Origin of the sequence: Mesorhizobium sp. M1217, from assembly GCF_040318275.1 — a bacterium.
GTDB lineage: Bacteria > Pseudomonadota > Alphaproteobacteria > Rhizobiales > Rhizobiaceae > Mesorhizobium.
This window is the reverse complement of record NZ_JAMYMA010000010.1, coordinates 200,962-216,027: the sequence shown is the minus strand read 5'-3', so window position 1 is coordinate 216,027 and position 15,066 is coordinate 200,962. Positions and strand designations below refer to the sequence as shown.

The following is a 15,066-nucleotide window of genomic DNA, read 5'->3' as shown; positions in this document are numbered from 1 at the left end:
GAACGCCTTAGTATCCAACACATGGATGGGCCACATCCACGCAATCAATTTTACACATGTCGCCGGGCGCATTAGAGAACGCTGAATTTAAACCGGAGCGAGTGTACCGGCGTCAAGATTTGCGAGCGTCACAGAGATAAGGATAGGCAGTGCTGACGGAGCTCTCTGCCCCACGGCGCAGCCTCTACCAAATCGCCCGGCGTAACGGTCGACTAGTATCGATTAAGAGATCCCAAGTCAGATGCAACCTCGTCTCTGAAACGAGATTTCCGAAAATGCAGGTCAGTGGATTGGTAAAGCGCCGGTTCGTCGTCTCTCAGAGGCGTACGGGGTTCGGTGATTGTCTGTGGTCGCTGGCGGCCGCTTGGCGCTACGCTCAGCGGTCGGGACGAACGCTCGCCGTCGACTGGCGCGGGTCCTGCTATCTCGACCAACCCTTCACAAATGCCTTTCCGGTGTTCTTCCAACCGATCAATGACATCGCTGGCGTACCGGCTATTTGCGACGACCGGATCAACGACTTTTCCTTCCCGGGTCCCTTCTTCCCGGAGTGGTGGAATAGGCCAGCGATCGACTGCCTTTACCGCCCAGATGAGCAGATTTTCCAAGAGCGCGACGCGTTGGGCGAGCTCTTTCAGGCCGAACACGATGTCGAAGCGAACACAGTAGTGTGTGACGCTTGTTTGATGTGGCGCTGCGATGAGGATGCCGAGCGGCAGGTCTTCCAGAGTGTCAAGCCTCGGTCTGAAATTCAAACACGCATAGATGCCATTTACCAAGAATGTTTTGAGGGGCACAGCATCATCGGGGTTCATGTTCGACATGGTAACGGTGAAGACATCATGGACCATGCGCCCTACTGGGCCGATCCGGAGTTCGCCGTTCGACAAGTGTGCACTGCGGTTGATAAGGCTAAAGCGTTACCGCACCCCAAGCCTGTGCGGCTGTTCTTGTGCACGGACAGCGCGCAGATCCTGGATCACCTGTCGGCCAGGTTTCCCGATCTTCTCACCGTCCCCAAGCGTTTCCGATCCGATCAAGATGGCCCCTTGCACACTGCAGCACTCGGGATTGACGGCGGAATTTCCGCCCTCGTTGAGATGTATCTTCTCGGGCGCTGCGATACCGTAATTCGGTTTCCTCCGACGAGCGCCTTTACACGATATGCACGCCTTTTCGTACCGCGGGTAATTGAGTTCAATCTGAAGGACCCAAGTCGTTTGATTTTGATAGAAGGCAGCCAAAGAATCTCTCATCTTGATTAGGACCCGCTATCTGGACAATTCGGCAGATGCAACGAACAGGCATAGAGACATCGACCGCAGTCCACGAGAGGCGGGCCATGGCATACGCTAAATGTCCCGCAGCTGCTCAGCTTGGTCCGCAGGCTCGAGGATCCGGACACACTGCAGCAGTTCTTGGCTCCATTCGGGACTGTTGCCGACGTCGATGAAAACCGACGGCCTTAGGGCACGAATACAGAATGACGAGATCATTCATCTGCGGCCGTCCGGCAACGCGCCAGAACTTCGCTGTTACTCGGAGCGCCGCAAGACCATCCCAGAGCGACGGCGGTCGTGACGCTGACGCTAAGGGCGCGGGCAATGACGTCCAGAGACGAAATCGAGGTTGTTTAATGAAAGTGGTTCCTGTCATTATCAGCGGTGGAGCCGGATCGCGGCTATGGCCCGCTTCGAGGCAATCGCACCCCAAACCTTTCCTCAAAGTAGCCGATGGACATTCTCTCATTCAGCACACTGTGCTGCGCGCCGCTTCGATAGAGGGCGTAGTGGAACTCGTCGGTGTGATATCCGGCGAACACCTCTTCGTTACGAAGGACGACTTTGACGAACTGGATTCCGTGGTCCTGCCGCGCACCTTTCTGCTCGAGCCTGAAGGCCGCGATACGGCCGCCGCCGTGGCGGCAGCCGCCATTCATGCCCGGGCAACGCAAGGCACTGACGCAATTCTATGCGTCTTCCCGGCCGATCACATGGTTGGAAACCTGCCTGCATTTTTAGACGTCATGGGCCGGGCCATCGAACATGCGAAGCTCGGGCGGATCGCCACATTGGGCATCACCCCAACCAGACCGGACACCGCATTCGGCTATATCGAAGCGGATGGTGAGAAAGTCGTCCGTTTCGTTGAAAAACCGGATCTGGACACAGCCAAAGCCTATGTCGCGTCCAAGCGCTTCTTCTGGAATGCCGGCATTTTCTGCTTTAGCGCACAAACCATGCTCGACGAGATGGCATCGCATTGCCCCGCGGTGATCCAGGCCGTCTCCGACAGCTACGAGAACGGCCGGTTCAGTCAAGGCGATGGCTTTGCCAAAATCGAACTCGCGCCTGAGCATTTCGGCTCCGCGCCGCGAATCTCGCTCGACCACGCTGTCATGGAGAAGACGAATAAACTTGCCGTGGTTCCCTGCGACATGGGTTGGAACGACATTGGATCCTGGAACGCAATGGCCGATTTGATCGTCCCCGACGAAAGCGGGAACAGGATCCGCGGCGATGTTCACATGGTCGACACGACCGGCAGCTACGTGAGCTCCGACAAGCGCGTCATCGGAACGGTCGGCGTCAGCGATCTGGTGATCGTGGATTCCCCGGATGCTTTGCTCGTCGCATCCCGCGACCGCGTTCAGGACGTTAAGAAGCTGTTCGAGGGCCTCAAGGCTTCCGGACATGAAGCTCATCTGGTCCCTAGCACCGTACACCGGCCATGGGGTACTTATACGGTTCTAGAGGAAGGCGAGCGCTTCAAAATCAAACGCATCGAGGTGAAGCCCGGTAGACGTTTGAGCCTGCAAATGCACTACCATCGCTCCGAGCACTGGGTGGTGGTCAGCGGGTCTGCGAAAATAGTCAACGGCGACCGGGAGCTGTTCCTGGCGACCAACGAGTCGACCTACATCCCTTGCGGCCATACGCATCGGCTGGAAAACCCTGGCAGAATCGACCTTGTGATCATTGAAGTGCAGAGCGGCGACTATCTCGGCGAGGATGATATCGTGCGCTTCGACGACGTTTATGGTCGGACGTAGATTTCACCTGCGCATGACGAGAACGGTCAACGTGTCGCTGGCTAATTGCCACTAGGAAGGCTGAACGCTCATTCAGGAACGACGCTTGTGGAATCGGAAATTGACCGAGGCAGATTGGCAGCGGGTGCAACGGGAGGCGGTGACGCTAACTTGGCAGAACTAGTCTTGGTCTAGGATGAAACTGCAATGCCAATCGCCAATTCGAACGTCTCGAAATGGTGCATCATTCCTGCTCAGGCCCCGAAACTCTTGAGCTAGGCGGATGTCACTCGTTCGTGGGCGAATGAACGCAATCGGCATCAGAAGGTGGGACAAAATAACCGGAAAACATTGGAAAGCATAGTAACGCAACACAGTCCCACTGTCGAATAAGCCTTTGATATTTCTGACTTTCCAAGCACCCTCCGGGCCCACCAAAGTCCATAATGGTGCCGACACGCTCGTCGTCGCGCCAGATCACCTCATTGCCGATCAGAATTGGCGCGCTATCGGCGCCGCCAAGAGAGAACTGAAGCAGGCGCGAGCGCGGCGCCTTGCCTCGCTGGGGCCTCCACGATATGGCGCCCTATGAAATCGTCTGGCTTGCTCCAACCGACAGCCAAGCCCAGGCCGGCCTCGATCGGGGTGTCCTCGGCGCCGATATCGATGCCCATAAGACGATAACCGCGCTCCAAGCGGCATGCGGCGACGGCATGAAGGCCGGCATAGCGGAGAGCGAATTGGTCGCCTGCCGATACGAGCAAGTCGTGCAGTAGCCGCACATCTCACATGGCCCTATACGTGGATTCCCCTCTGCGAGAGGCAGGGTCTCGGGATCCAATGCGGCAATGCGCTCCAGCGAGGGCAGCGCCAGAGCCGTCCCCGCGATGTCCTGGACAATTCCTCCCAGATCGCGAATTCGCCCTTCCCGATCCAGCAGTCCGGGACGTTCGGCGCCGGCAGGCCCGTAGCGAAGCAGTTTCATGCATGTGTCTCGATTGTCACTCGTTTCTTACTGGAAATCGCTTGCCGCATTGCGCGGCGGTACTGCTTCGGCGCTACGCCGGTTTGCTGGCGGAAGAATCGTGAAAAATTCCCTTGGGCATCGAAGCCCAGATCGCCGGCTAGCCGGGTGAGGTTCATTCCTTGCTGTCTCATGATCGAAATAGCGTGCTCGATGCGCAAGGTGTTCCAGTACGTACCTGGTGTGAGATCCATGTGGTCGCGGAACATCGAAAAGAAACGGGCCCGCGACATCCCGGCGTGGCGAGCGATCTCGTTAAGCGAATGCTCGCGGGCGATATCGGCCTGCATCAAGCGGATGGCGTTTGACAGGCGAAAATCGAGCGGGGGCCTTCCGTCGGCACTGTCTCGTCCGCCCTTCGCGGCGCCAAGCAAGCCGAGCAGCAGTGCTTCCATACGTGCGTCGATCTGGAGACCGTTGCCGCCGGCGAGGTCGCGCCCAATCCCGGCGGCAAGGGCCTGGCTTGTCCGGTCGAGCTTCAGTTCGACCGTCGTAAAACGGCTCGTCGGATCGGCCCCAGCGAGAATGGTCCCCAGCCAGCGCCGGTCAAGGTAGAATGACAGCGTCTTAGCGCGGCCTCCCTGAGGTAGCGAGACGCTATGAGATACAAACGGCGCGATGAGCGTAGCCCGATCTTGATCGAACCCGCCGCGTTTCGACGCTACACTTAGCTCGACCGGGTCCCCTTCGAGCCAGACGCTGAGATTGGCCATCGAGTGCGCGTGCTCGGCTAGCGGATCCGAAAGCTCCAATACGCTCACATGGCCGAACGAGCCGTAGTGAAGCTCATAGATCAAGGACACGGCTTCCTCCCAAAGCGTGACCGATTGCTTCGCAATCAATCTATTCGTCTATTCTTGAGCGAGCGACCAATAATAGGATTGACTCGGCAGCGCAAGCGATTGTTTATCGATCGACAAACAAAGTGCACGAGGAGACCATGATATGAACACGATGAAGGGGCCTGGCCTGATGCTCGCCCAATTCAGTGCCGATGCCGCACCATTCAACAGCCTCGAGGGCATTGCCGACTGGTGCGCCAATCTCGGCTTCAAGGGTGTCCAAATACCGGCTTGGGATCGGAGGCTGTTCGACGTGGAAAAGGCGGCGGAAAGCCAGGCCTATTGCGACGACATCAAGGGTATGCTCGCTGGGCGTGGCATCGTCATCACGGAACTCGCGACCCATCTTTTTGGGCAACTCGTCGCCGTGCACCCGGCCTATGACGCGATGTGCGACGGCTTTGCCCCAGAAGCTCTGCGCGGGAAGCCCAACGAGCGAAGCGCGTGGGCCGTGCAGCAGGTGAACCTAGCGGCAAGGGCTTCCAGGAGGCTCGGGCTTAGCGCGATGGGAACATTCTCGGGAGCGCTACTGTGGCCCTATTTTTTCCCTTTTCCTCAGCGTCCGGAAGGGATCGTAGACATTGCATTCGAAGAAATGGCGAAGCGATGGTTGCCAATCCTGGACGCTTGCGAGGAATCAGGCATCGACCTCTGCTACGAAATTCACCCGAGCGAAGACCTGCATGACGGCGAAACCTTCGAAATGTTCCTCGAAAAGGTCGGAGGCCATCGGCGCTGCAACATCCTTTACGATCCGAGCCACCTGCTGCTGCAACAACTGAAATACCTGGACTACATCGACATTTACCACGAGCGCATCCGGATGTTTCACGTCAAGGACGCGGAGTTCAATCCGACCGGTCGACAAGGCGTCTACGGCGGATATCGGGGCTGGACTGACCGGGCGGGCCGCTTCCGCTCGCTGGGAGATGGCCAGGTCGCGTTCCGACCGATCTTCTCAAAACTCGCGCAATACGGGTTCGAAGGCTGGGCGGTTCTGGAATGGGAATGCTGCCTGAAGAATCAGGAAGATGGAGCTGCCGAAGGTGCTGCGTTCATCCGTGACCACATCATCAGGGTCACCGACGAGGTCTTCGACGACTTCGCCGGAACGGGTGCCGATCGGGATGCCAATCGCCGGATGCTCGGGCTGGGCGTGTAGGAGGAAGTCATGCAACGCACAACTGTAGAGAATGACTCTGAGGCCGGCTTCGTTCACGGCTACAGCGAGGTCGGCGACGTTCGCCTGCACCATGTTTCGGTCGGCGATGGACTGCCGGTCCTGCTCATCCCCGGCTGGCCCCAGACCTGGTATGTCTGGCGGCATGTCATGAAAGGCCTCGCCGAGGCGGGTTTCAAGGCTATCGCGGTCGATCCCCGCGGCATCGGGCAGTCGAGCCGGCCGGCTCGAGGATATGATACCGCGACCGCAGCGGCGGATCTGCACGGCTTGATGCGTTTGCTCGGATATGCGCGGTTTCAGGTCGTTGGCCACGACATCGGCAAGTGGATCGGCTACGCGCTCGCAGCCGATTTCCCGGATGCGGTGGAGCGCGTCGCTCTCATGGATGCGAGCATTCCGGGGATCGCCCCAAATGCCGAAATCTTCGGCCCTGTCGAGAAACTCAAGTTCCGCTGGCATTTCATGTTCAACCAGCTCTCTGACCTCCCAGAGATGCTGATCCAGGGTCGCGAGGCGCAATATCTCACCTGGATGTTCGAACAGTGGTCGGTTCAGCGCGAGGCGGTCGCGGTTGACACCTACATCGCCGCCTATTCAAGCCCGGGCGCCCTCAGGGCGGGCTTTTCATACTATCGAGCTATCCCGGAAACGATCGCCCAGAACACGGAGCGCCGGAAAACTCGACTGAAGATGCCGGTTCTGGCGATGGGCGGGGAGTTTTCCGCCGGCGACGGATCGCGCGCGATCCTCGTCGACGTGACAGAACAACTGCGCGGCGTCGTCGTGAAAGGTAGTGGCCACATCGTTCCGGAAGAGGCGCCGGAAGCCGTGCTTCGCGATCTTGTTCCATTCCTTGCGGGTACCGACTGAAATCTTGGGAATCCCTTTGGAGTCCCTTGAGGCCGGTCAAGAGCGAGAGGTGCCGATACGATGAATCCTTCTGTTGGCGGTGTCGGTCGGCCATATTGGGGCCTCTCGATGGAATCAAGTTAGCATGTCCTTTAGCCGATAATAGGTGCCTACCATCGGCAGGAACCACGGCCTGCCGGTATGCAGCGGGACTGCATTCCAGTGCATGCCATCGATTGGATTGGTATCCGTGCGGCCCATTGCAATGTCTGCTAAAACACTTCCGATCAGCGTCGATAATTGCGCGCCATGCCCCGAATAGCCCATGCCGTAGATCAGGCGGCACCGAGTAGCTGGGGGCTGGCGCCACCGGCCTCCGGAGCACGATGCCCGATGCTGGTCAGCATGTCGGCGAACCCATGCGCAAGGCCGGCTTCGTCACGCAGATCGCGTAGCGATGTTGCATCGACCGTTCCAGGACCTTGAGGAAGTTCATGTGCCGCGCCTGCGCGCGATGAATCGCGCCGAGCCGGGTGTCGACCACAGGTATTTCGAAGCCAGCCTCGACGAGAAGCGCGCAGACCTCGTCCGCTTTGGCGCCGTGCGAAAAGTGGAGCCGTGACAGGATGCTGCGATGGCGGCCCACCATCGCCTGATCCACTCCGTGGACTGGCCCGACTGTCCGGCCAACAGCCCTTTCCAGGACTTGTCGCAGAGGGGTTACCCAGGTCCTACTGACGAAATCACCATCAATGATCAGCAGCCGTCCGCCAGGCTTGAGCAGCGAGAACCATTCGGCGAACGCCGCTCGCGGATCCACCAACGTCCAGACGAGATGACGGGTGACGAGGACGTCGTAGCTTTCTCCTTTTTCAAGGGTGCGCTCGGCGTCGCCGATCAGAAACCGGATGCCGCTTTCCCTCTGCGTCGCCTTTGCACGCGCGCGGGCAAGCATGGCCTCTGACCAATCGAGCCCGGTCACGGCATAACCCAGGTCGTGCATGAGATGGGATACAACCCCGGTGCCGCAAGCGAGGTCGAGCGCGCGACGCCCATCCCCGGGGCCCAAGTGCTTGAGCATCAGCCTGTGCCAGGCCATGCGTTCCCGCTGTGAGAAGATTTCATGCCCCACCGAAAGGTCGAATGTTTCGGCGCGCGTCGACCAATAGTCGCGTATCTCGTCCCGCAGCGAATAATTGGGCTCGCCCGCCATTCCAGACCCCTTGTCGTCGTACCAGTCTGGAATTGCTCTAAAAGATATTTCTTGAGAATTGAAGTCATCTTTTATAAGGCACCTCTGGCTAATCCACTTCAAGAGAGGGCGCGATGAATTTCGGAAAGGTCCCAGCAGGGACGATGGCGGCCGCTATCGTCGCCCTGTCGATGACGCTGGCCGCCAGGGCCGAAATGGTTGCAGTGACTGACATCACGGGCCGCCAGGTCGAGGTGAACGTCCCGGTCGAGAGGGTAATCCTAGGTGAGGGCCGGCAGGTCTATCTCGTCGCGGCGCTCGACACCGAGGACCCGTTCAAGCGCATCGCTGGCTGGCGCGAGGATTTTAGCCAAGCGGATCCGGACAACTACGCCGCCTATCTCGAAAAATTCCCCAGGATGGCGGAGATCCCCACCTTCGGCGGTTTCAAGGACGGCACTTTCGAGGTCGAGCAGGCGGTGTCGCTCAAGCCCGACGTCATCCTGATGAACATCGAGTCGAAGCAGGCCACGGAAGACGCCAAATATATCGAGAAGCTCGCCGCCGCCGGCATTCCGTTGGTCTATGTCGATTTCCGCGAGCGTCCCTTTACCAACACCGAACCCAGCACGCGCCTGTTCGGCAAGCTGTTCGGCAAGGAGGAGCGCGCCGAGGAATTCATCACCTGGCGCGCCGCCGAGATCGCGCGCGTTACCGACGTCATCGAGAAGGCCAAGCCGGAAAGGCCCAAGGTCTTCATCGAACGCGCCGGCGGCTATTCGGACGATTGCTGCATGAGCTTCGGCGACGACAATTTCGGCAAGTTCGTCGAGATGGCGGGCGGCGACAACATCGCCAATGACATCATCCCCGGCACGTTCGGCACACTCAATCCCGAACAAATCATCGCCTCCGACCCGGATCAGATCATCGTCACCGGCGGCTCGTGGGAAGCCTATGTGCCGGGCGGTGCCTGGGTCGGCGTCGGCCCCGGCCGTGATGAGGCAGAGGCGCTGCGCAAGCTGAAGGCGCTGACCGAGCGGCCGGCGCTGACCGGCGTGAAGGCCGTCGAGGACGGCGCCGTGCATGCCATCTGGCATCAGTTCTACAACAGCCCCTATCAGTTCGTCGCCATCCAGCAGATGGCGAAGTGGCTGCATCCGGATCTTTTCGCCGATCTCGATCCCGAGGCGACCTTCAGGGAGTTGCACGAGAAATTCCTGCCCGTGGCATACAGGCCCGGCCACTGGGTCTCGCTGACCGATGTCGATTGAATCGACGGCCATCAGCACCGCGCTCGACAGCACCGATGGACGAGGGCGTTACCGCGCTCTCGTCTGGCGGCGGCAGTTGATCCTTGCCGGCCTCGGCGCTGCCCTGCTCTTCAGCCTGTGCGTCGACCTTGCGGTCGGTCCCGCCCGCTACGGACTTGCCGAGGTCGTGCGGGCGCTTGTGTTTCCCGACACGGTGCCGCAGCAGGTGCGCGTGGTGCTCTGGGACATCCGCATGCCGGTAGCCCTGATGGCCATCGTCGTCGGGGCGGCGCTCGCCGTGGCCGGCGCACAGATGCAGACCATCCTCAACAACCCGCTGGCGAGCCCCTTCACGCTCGGCATATCCGCCGCCGCGAGCTTCGGCGCCGCGCTTGCACTTGCCTTCGGGGTGAGGCTTATCCCCGCCGCAGTCGAATATGTAGTGCCGATCAACGCCTTTGTGATGGCGATGCTGGCGGCCTTCCTCATTCACGTGCTGAGCGTAAAGCGCGGCGTCAGCGCGGAGACCATCGTGCTGCTCGGCATCGCGCTGGTTTTCACCTTCAATGCGCTGCTCGCGCTCGTCCAGTTTTTCGCGTCGGCGGAAGCGCTGGCGGCGGTCGTCTTCTGGACAATGGGCAGCCTCACCAAGGCCACCTGGCCCAAGCTTGCAGTCACCACATTCATTCTCCTCGCAGTCTTACCCATTTTCGCCCGGCGCACCTGGGCGCTGACGGCGTTGAGGCTTGGTGAGGACAAGGCGGCCAGCTTCGGCGTCAAGGTCGGCCGCCTGCGGCTTGAGACGCTGATTCTGGTGAGCCTTCTCGCCGCCATCCCCGTTGCCTTCGTCGGCACCATAGGCTTTATCGGACTTGTGGGCCCGCACATCGCGCGCATGGTCATCGGCGAGGACCAACGCTTCTTCCTGCCCGCCTCGGCCCTGTCGGGTGCGCTCATCCTGTCGGCCAGTTCGGTCGTCAGCAAGTCGCTTATCCCGGGGACGGTCTTCCCGATCGGCATCGTCACCTCACTCATTGGCATCCCGTTCTTCATCTCGCTCATCCTGTCTAGCACGAGGCGCTCATGGTGACGATCCGGCTCGAGGCGCTCGGCGCGCGCTACGGCACGAGCCTCCGGCTTCGGGATGTGACGACGCCAGCGTTCGAGGGCGGAGACATCGTGGCGGTGATCGGTCCGAATGCCGCCGGGAAGTCGACGCTCTTCAGGCGCATCGCCGGCCTCCTGCACGGACCGGGAGCAATGCATGTCGAGGGGGCCATTCGCGGGAAGAGCGGCATCTGCTACATGCCACAGGAAACGTCCGCCAACGCGGTGCTCACCGTCTATGAGTCAGTGTTGCTCGCCCGCAAGCAGGGTATGGGCTGGTCTGTGAGCGACGATGATCTGGCTCGCATCGACGAGACCCTGGCGGCGCTCGGCATCGCCGATATCGCTTTCCGCAACATCGGCGAGCTTTCCGGCGGCCAGCGGCAACTCGCCAGCCTGGCACAAACGCTTGTGCGTGAGCCCGAGGTCCTGCTGATGGACGAACCGACATCAGCACTCGATCTGTCGCGGCAGGTGGAAGTGCTCGGTCTCATGCGGGAACTTGCTCAGGCGCGAGGCATGGTCGTGCTGATCGCCCTGCACGACCTCAATCACGCCCTGCGCTTCAGCGATCAGACAATGGTCATCGCGGACGGCCGGCTGGTCGCATGCGGGTCATCGCCGGACGTCATCACATCCGATCTGCTGCGGGACATTTATCACCTCAACGCGCGCATCGAGCCGTGCTCGCGCGGCATCGGCCATGTCATCGTGGATGGCGTGGCGGATGGGCGTCGGACGGTCATAATGCCGGCAGCGGAAACCGAATCCGGGATTAGGAGCAGATTCGAAGCGGCAGCCGTTCCGGCCGCGTGACGGCAACCGAATTATGCCGGTTGATCGACGCGCGCACTGATCGACCTGATCCTCTGGCCGCTGGTTGAAGGCGACAGCGTGCTTGCATTCAACTCAAGGCGTGGCCGGCCAATCCATAGACCCAAGGCCCATTGTCTTCCCGGTTCAGAAAGCGGTGCCCTTTGGACATGGTCGTAACGGTCTCGGCGATGCCGAGGCCGCACTGCTGGAGAAACGCGGCAAACACGCCATCCTTCTCGCGCGTATCGACGCGGGCGAACCGTCCTGCCAGTTCCTTCAGATGCACGGCTGTGAGATGGACCGCGTCTAGATCGTTGCGCGCGACCATGGGGCCGATCACGTGGCCACGCCCGAACTCGCGACACATGGAATAGCCGACGATCTCGCCGCCACGGCTCAAAGTGCAGATTGAGGCATCGGCCGCGAGCAACGCGAGCAGCCTCTCGCGGTTTGTCCCAAACGCGCGCGTATCCAACGCCGTGATCTCCTTCAGCCTGTCGCTCGATAGCGCCTGCAATTGACCGTCCAGGGCCGGCATTGTTGGGGGTGTCTGTGGGACCTCCCCCTGGCGCATGTATACGATCGCCTCGGTCGTGAAACCGAGTGAGACATAAAGAGGATAGGCAGCATGGGTAGCATTGAGTGCCAAGTTGCGATCGCCGCATTGCTCGAGCACCAAGTCCATGAGCCATCGGCCGCCTCCTTGCGCTTGCGTGCGCGGCGTTGTGATCACTACGCCGATGGTGGCGAAATCGTCCCCGTGGGGAAACCACATCGCGCTCCCGAAAACGCGTCCAATACCATCAACGGCAACAATGCCGCGGCCGGCGCGGCGCAGAAAGTCCCAATCCTTCGGCCGATGAGGCCAGCGGACTGAGATCGACAGCGCGTGCAGTAGCTTGACGTCGACATCATCAATGTCCCGCGCGACCAGTTCGAAGGATTTCAGGCGTACTGATCTCTGCATCTCAGTCGATCCGGTCCTTCAACGAATGCGCAAGGCACGCGGTGCTAAGGCTCCGATTGCCATGTTTGCGACAGGCCTCTTTTGCAGCATCTTTACAGGGGAAAGCCAGCAGGTTTCGCTGGTTTGAGGTGCTTTTTCGCAATCTTCGGCCAAAGCACGGCGCGATTCGGCAGGGAACACTTCTCCATACGGGTAGGCTGGTCGCGACCGGTGATAGTGTGCAAGCAGAGCGACCGCCATGAACGTGGAAGAAATCCTCGCGACTCTGGTTGCATTTCCCTCTGTTGTGGGCACGCCAAACAGCGCGATCGTCGATTGGATCCGCGACTACTGTCAGGCGGCAGGAGCCGAGGTGACAGTTCTCCCCGGACCCGAGGGTGACCGGTCCAACCTCTTCGTCACGATCGGCCCGCGCCAGGCTCGGGGCTATATCATCTCTGGACATATGGATGTCGTGCCGGCCGGCGAGCCGGAATGGAGCTCGGATCCGTTTGTCCTGCGCCGCGAGGGCGGCAGGCTTTACGGCCGCGGCACCACCGACATGAAGGGCTTTCTCGCCTGCGCATTGGCCGTGCTTCCCGAACTTTTGGCGATGAATCTGCGACAGCCAGTTCATCTCGCGTTCTCCTATGACGAAGAGGCGGGTTGCCGTGGCGTGCCGCACCTCTTAGCGGCGTTGCCGAGCTTATGCGAGAAGCCGCTTGGCGCGATTATCGGCGAGCCGAGCCGGATGCAGCCTGTGCGCGCGCACAAGGGGAAGGCGGCCGCACGGCTCGAGGTGATCGGGCGATCCGGCCATTCGTCACGCCCCGATCTCGGACTCAATGCGGTGCACGCCATGGCCGGTGTCATCACGCACGTCGTGGCCTATGGCCAATCCCTCGCCGACGGGCCGTTCGATGATAATTTCGAGCCCCCATATTCTTCCTTGCAGGTGGGCGTCATCGCCGGTGGACAAGCCGTCAACATCATCCCCGACCGTTGCACCGCTGACGTCGAGGTGCGTGCCGTGCCCGGCGTTTCTCCATCCTCCCTGCTTGAGCCGGTCAAGGCCCGGCTTTTCGATCTGCGCGACAGTGGCTTCGATGTGGCGTGGCACGAGTTGAGTTCCTATCCCGCCCTTGCGCCCGCGAATGGGAGGGATCTAGCGGCCGTTATGACGGAGCTGACGGGGCAGGAGCCGCTGGCAGCCGTCAGCTTCGGTACGGAGGCCGGGCTTTATCAGCAGGCCGGAATCGATGCGGTCATTTGCGGCCCCGGCGATATCGGCCGTGCCCATCGTGCCGACGAATATATCGAGATCGGTGAACTCGCCGCTTGCCGGAAGATGATCGAGGGGCTCGGCGCGCTTCTTGCGGCCTGAAGGAAGGGGCGGTCACCATGGCGTTTCTTTTCAATTCCGATGCCGCGCGTGCCGCGGTCTTCCGCGAGATATTTGCGCGCCAGATCCCGGATCTGGAATTCCTCCATTCCGGCGATGAAATGGAGCCAGAGAAGGTGCGCTATCTCATTACCTGGACGGTGCCGGACGAGATTTCGCGCTGCCGCAATCTGGAAGTGCTGTTTTCCACCGGCGCGGGCGTCGACCAGTTCAAGCAGGACGTGGTGCCAAGCCATGTGAAGCTGGTGCGCATGGTCGAGGATGGCATCATACGCATGATGCAGGAATACGTCGCGCTCGGCGTGTTGGCGCTCCACCGGCAGATGCCCGCCTATCTCGAGCAGCAGAAAAGGTGCCTCTGGCAACCGATTGCCGGTCGACAGGCGGCCGAACGCCGGGTTGGCTTCCTCGGCCTTGGCATGCTGGCCCGCGCGGCTATCGAGCGCTTGAAGCCGTTCCAGTTTCCGCTTGCCGGGTGGAGCCGCAGCGAAAAGCGGATAGAGGACGTCGCCTGTTTTCACGGCAGGGACCAACTCGCGGGCTTTCTGAAGCAAACGGATATTCTCGTCTGCCTGCTCCCGCTCACGGAACAAACGCACGGCATGCTCGATGCAGAGTTCTTCGACTTACTGCCCGTCGGGGCGCAGCTGCTGCATGTCGGCAGAGGTCCGCAACTAGACCAGGCCGCGCTGATCAACGCGCTCGACATCGGTCATGTATCTGCGGCGATGCTTGATGTCACTGATCCAGAACCGCTCCCGGAAGACCATCCGCTCTGGTCGCATCCGAAGGTGATGATAACGCCGCATATCGCCTCGGTGACGCAACCGCATACGGCGGCACAATCCGTCGTGGACAATATCCGGCGCCACCGCGCCGGAGAAGAACTGATCGGCCTCGTCGATCGGACACTCGGCTACTAACCAGGAAACATCACATGTCACTTCTGATCACGATCGACACAGTTCCAGACTTCGCGCCGAAGGAGGCATTACCGGCTCCGGAGCGGCTCATTTCCGGCACTCCATCCTTCAAGACCTGGGCGCAGGATGCCTCAAAAGGTGAGAAAGTTCTGACCGGCGTCTGGGAAGCGACGCCCGGCGAGACGCATTCGATCAAGGGAACTATCTACGAGTTCTGCCACATCGTTTCGGGTCTCGTCGAAATCGAGGAGAAGGGCGGTGAGACCAAGACCTACCGCGCCGGCGACAGTTTCGTGATGAAGCCGGGTTTCGTCGGCGTCTGGCGCACGATCGAGACCGTACGCAAGATCTACGTCAGCGTTTATGACTGAGTTCAGTGCTCAAGGTCCGGCCGAATAGAGCGCGCGGCGGTTCCAGAACAATCGGCTTTCCAAGTTCCGCCTGACGCGATTCGACGCCGTCGGGCGGCTCATCCTCGACCGAAAATGCGGCGGGCGA

Annotated in this window: 14 protein-coding genes and 1 pseudogene; 10 read left to right on the top strand and 5 right to left on the bottom strand. The window is 60.5% G+C overall.

The window, feature by feature from the left end:
* Window positions 1–275: 275 nt before the first annotated feature.
* Complete coding sequence (locus NKH37_RS18965) at window positions 276–1,265, top strand: nodulation protein NodZ (RefSeq protein WP_352895859.1); 990 nt, start codon at window positions 276–278, stop codon at window positions 1,263–1,265.
* A 371-nt stretch (window positions 1,266–1,636) separates the two neighbouring features.
* Window positions 1,637–3,052: a mannose-1-phosphate guanylyltransferase/mannose-6-phosphate isomerase gene (locus NKH37_RS18960; protein ID WP_352895856.1), complete on the top strand. Its 1,416-nt coding sequence runs from the start codon at window positions 1,637–1,639 to the stop codon at window positions 3,050–3,052.
* Between the two features lie 485 nt (window positions 3,053–3,537).
* On the opposite strand, the gene NKH37_RS18955 is transcribed toward NKH37_RS18960, so the two are convergent.
* Both NKH37_RS18955 and NKH37_RS18950 read right to left on the bottom strand, forming a co-directional pair.
* The gene (locus NKH37_RS18955) at window positions 3,538–3,813 is read right to left on the bottom strand and encodes a hypothetical protein (protein ID WP_352639326.1); all 276 of its coding nucleotides are present in this window, start codon (window positions 3,811–3,813) and stop codon (window positions 3,538–3,540) included.
* 199 nt (window positions 3,814–4,012) lie between these two features.
* A complete protein-coding gene (locus NKH37_RS18950) occupies window positions 4,013–4,852 on the bottom strand; it encodes a helix-turn-helix transcriptional regulator (RefSeq protein WP_353003704.1) in 840 nt (279 codons plus the stop codon).
* 148 nt (window positions 4,853–5,000) lie between these two features.
* On the opposite strand from NKH37_RS18950, the gene NKH37_RS18945 reads away from it, so the two are divergent.
* A complete protein-coding gene (locus tag NKH37_RS18945; RefSeq protein WP_353003702.1) occupies window positions 5,001–6,059 on the top strand; it encodes a sugar phosphate isomerase/epimerase family protein in 1,059 nt (352 codons plus the stop codon).
* A 9-nt stretch (window positions 6,060–6,068) separates the two neighbouring features.
* Complete coding sequence (locus NKH37_RS18940; protein ID WP_352639331.1) at window positions 6,069–6,950, top strand: alpha/beta fold hydrolase; 882 nt, start codon at window positions 6,069–6,071, stop codon at window positions 6,948–6,950.
* A gap of 114 nt (window positions 6,951–7,064) precedes the next feature.
* Here the strand turns inward: NKH37_RS18940 and NKH37_RS18935 are convergent.
* Together NKH37_RS18935 and NKH37_RS18930 are read right to left on the bottom strand one after the other, a co-directional pair.
* Window positions 7,065–7,268 (bottom strand): annotated as a pseudogene (locus NKH37_RS18935) (FAD-dependent oxidoreductase); the annotation flags it as partial.
* Window positions 7,269–7,329: 61 nt separating this feature from the next.
* A complete protein-coding gene (locus tag NKH37_RS18930) occupies window positions 7,330–8,142 on the bottom strand; it encodes a class I SAM-dependent methyltransferase (RefSeq protein ID WP_352815128.1) in 813 nt (270 codons plus the stop codon).
* Between the two features lie 143 nt (window positions 8,143–8,285).
* Between NKH37_RS18930 and NKH37_RS18925 the strand changes: the two genes are divergently transcribed.
* From NKH37_RS18925 to NKH37_RS18915, 3 genes are read left to right on the top strand one after another with little or no spacing between them, the layout of a single operon-like run.
* Window positions 8,286–9,395, top strand: a complete 1,110-nt coding sequence (locus NKH37_RS18925) for an ABC transporter substrate-binding protein (protein WP_353003756.1) — start codon at window positions 8,286–8,288, stop codon at window positions 9,393–9,395.
* The gene (locus NKH37_RS18920; protein WP_352589389.1) at window positions 9,385–10,464 is read left to right on the top strand and encodes a FecCD family ABC transporter permease; all 1,080 of its coding nucleotides are present in this window, start codon (window positions 9,385–9,387) and stop codon (window positions 10,462–10,464) included. The genes NKH37_RS18925 and NKH37_RS18920 overlap by 11 nt, the downstream gene beginning before the upstream one ends.
* Window positions 10,458–11,297 carry an ABC transporter ATP-binding protein gene (locus NKH37_RS18915; RefSeq protein WP_023718607.1) on the top strand — a complete coding sequence of 280 codons (840 nt, stop codon included), beginning with the start codon at window positions 10,458–10,460 and terminating at the stop codon, window positions 11,295–11,297. Before NKH37_RS18920 ends, NKH37_RS18915 begins: the two co-directional genes overlap by 7 nt.
* A gap of 88 nt (window positions 11,298–11,385) precedes the next feature.
* On the opposite strand, the gene NKH37_RS18910 is transcribed toward NKH37_RS18915, so the two are convergent.
* Window positions 11,386–12,264: a GNAT family N-acetyltransferase gene (locus NKH37_RS18910; RefSeq protein ID WP_023718606.1), complete on the bottom strand. Its 879-nt coding sequence runs from the start codon at window positions 12,262–12,264 to the stop codon at window positions 11,386–11,388.
* A 238-nt stretch (window positions 12,265–12,502) separates the two neighbouring features.
* On the opposite strand from NKH37_RS18910, the gene argE reads away from it, so the two are divergent.
* The 3 genes from argE to NKH37_RS18895 are packed head-to-tail and all read left to right on the top strand — an operon-like array spanning window position 12,503 to window position 14,939.
* A complete protein-coding gene (argE, locus tag NKH37_RS18905) occupies window positions 12,503–13,627 on the top strand; it encodes an acetylornithine deacetylase (RefSeq protein ID WP_353003699.1) in 1,125 nt (374 codons plus the stop codon).
* A 17-nt stretch (window positions 13,628–13,644) separates the two neighbouring features.
* Window positions 13,645–14,568, top strand: coding sequence for a 2-hydroxyacid dehydrogenase (locus NKH37_RS18900; protein WP_023718604.1), 924 nt, complete (start codon window positions 13,645–13,647; stop codon window positions 14,566–14,568).
* Window positions 14,569–14,582: 14 nt separating this feature from the next.
* Window positions 14,583–14,939 (top strand): cupin domain-containing protein, encoded by a 357-nt coding sequence (locus NKH37_RS18895; RefSeq protein ID WP_023718603.1) that lies wholly within the window; start codon window positions 14,583–14,585, stop codon window positions 14,937–14,939.
* Window positions 14,940–15,066: the final 127 nt, after the last annotated feature.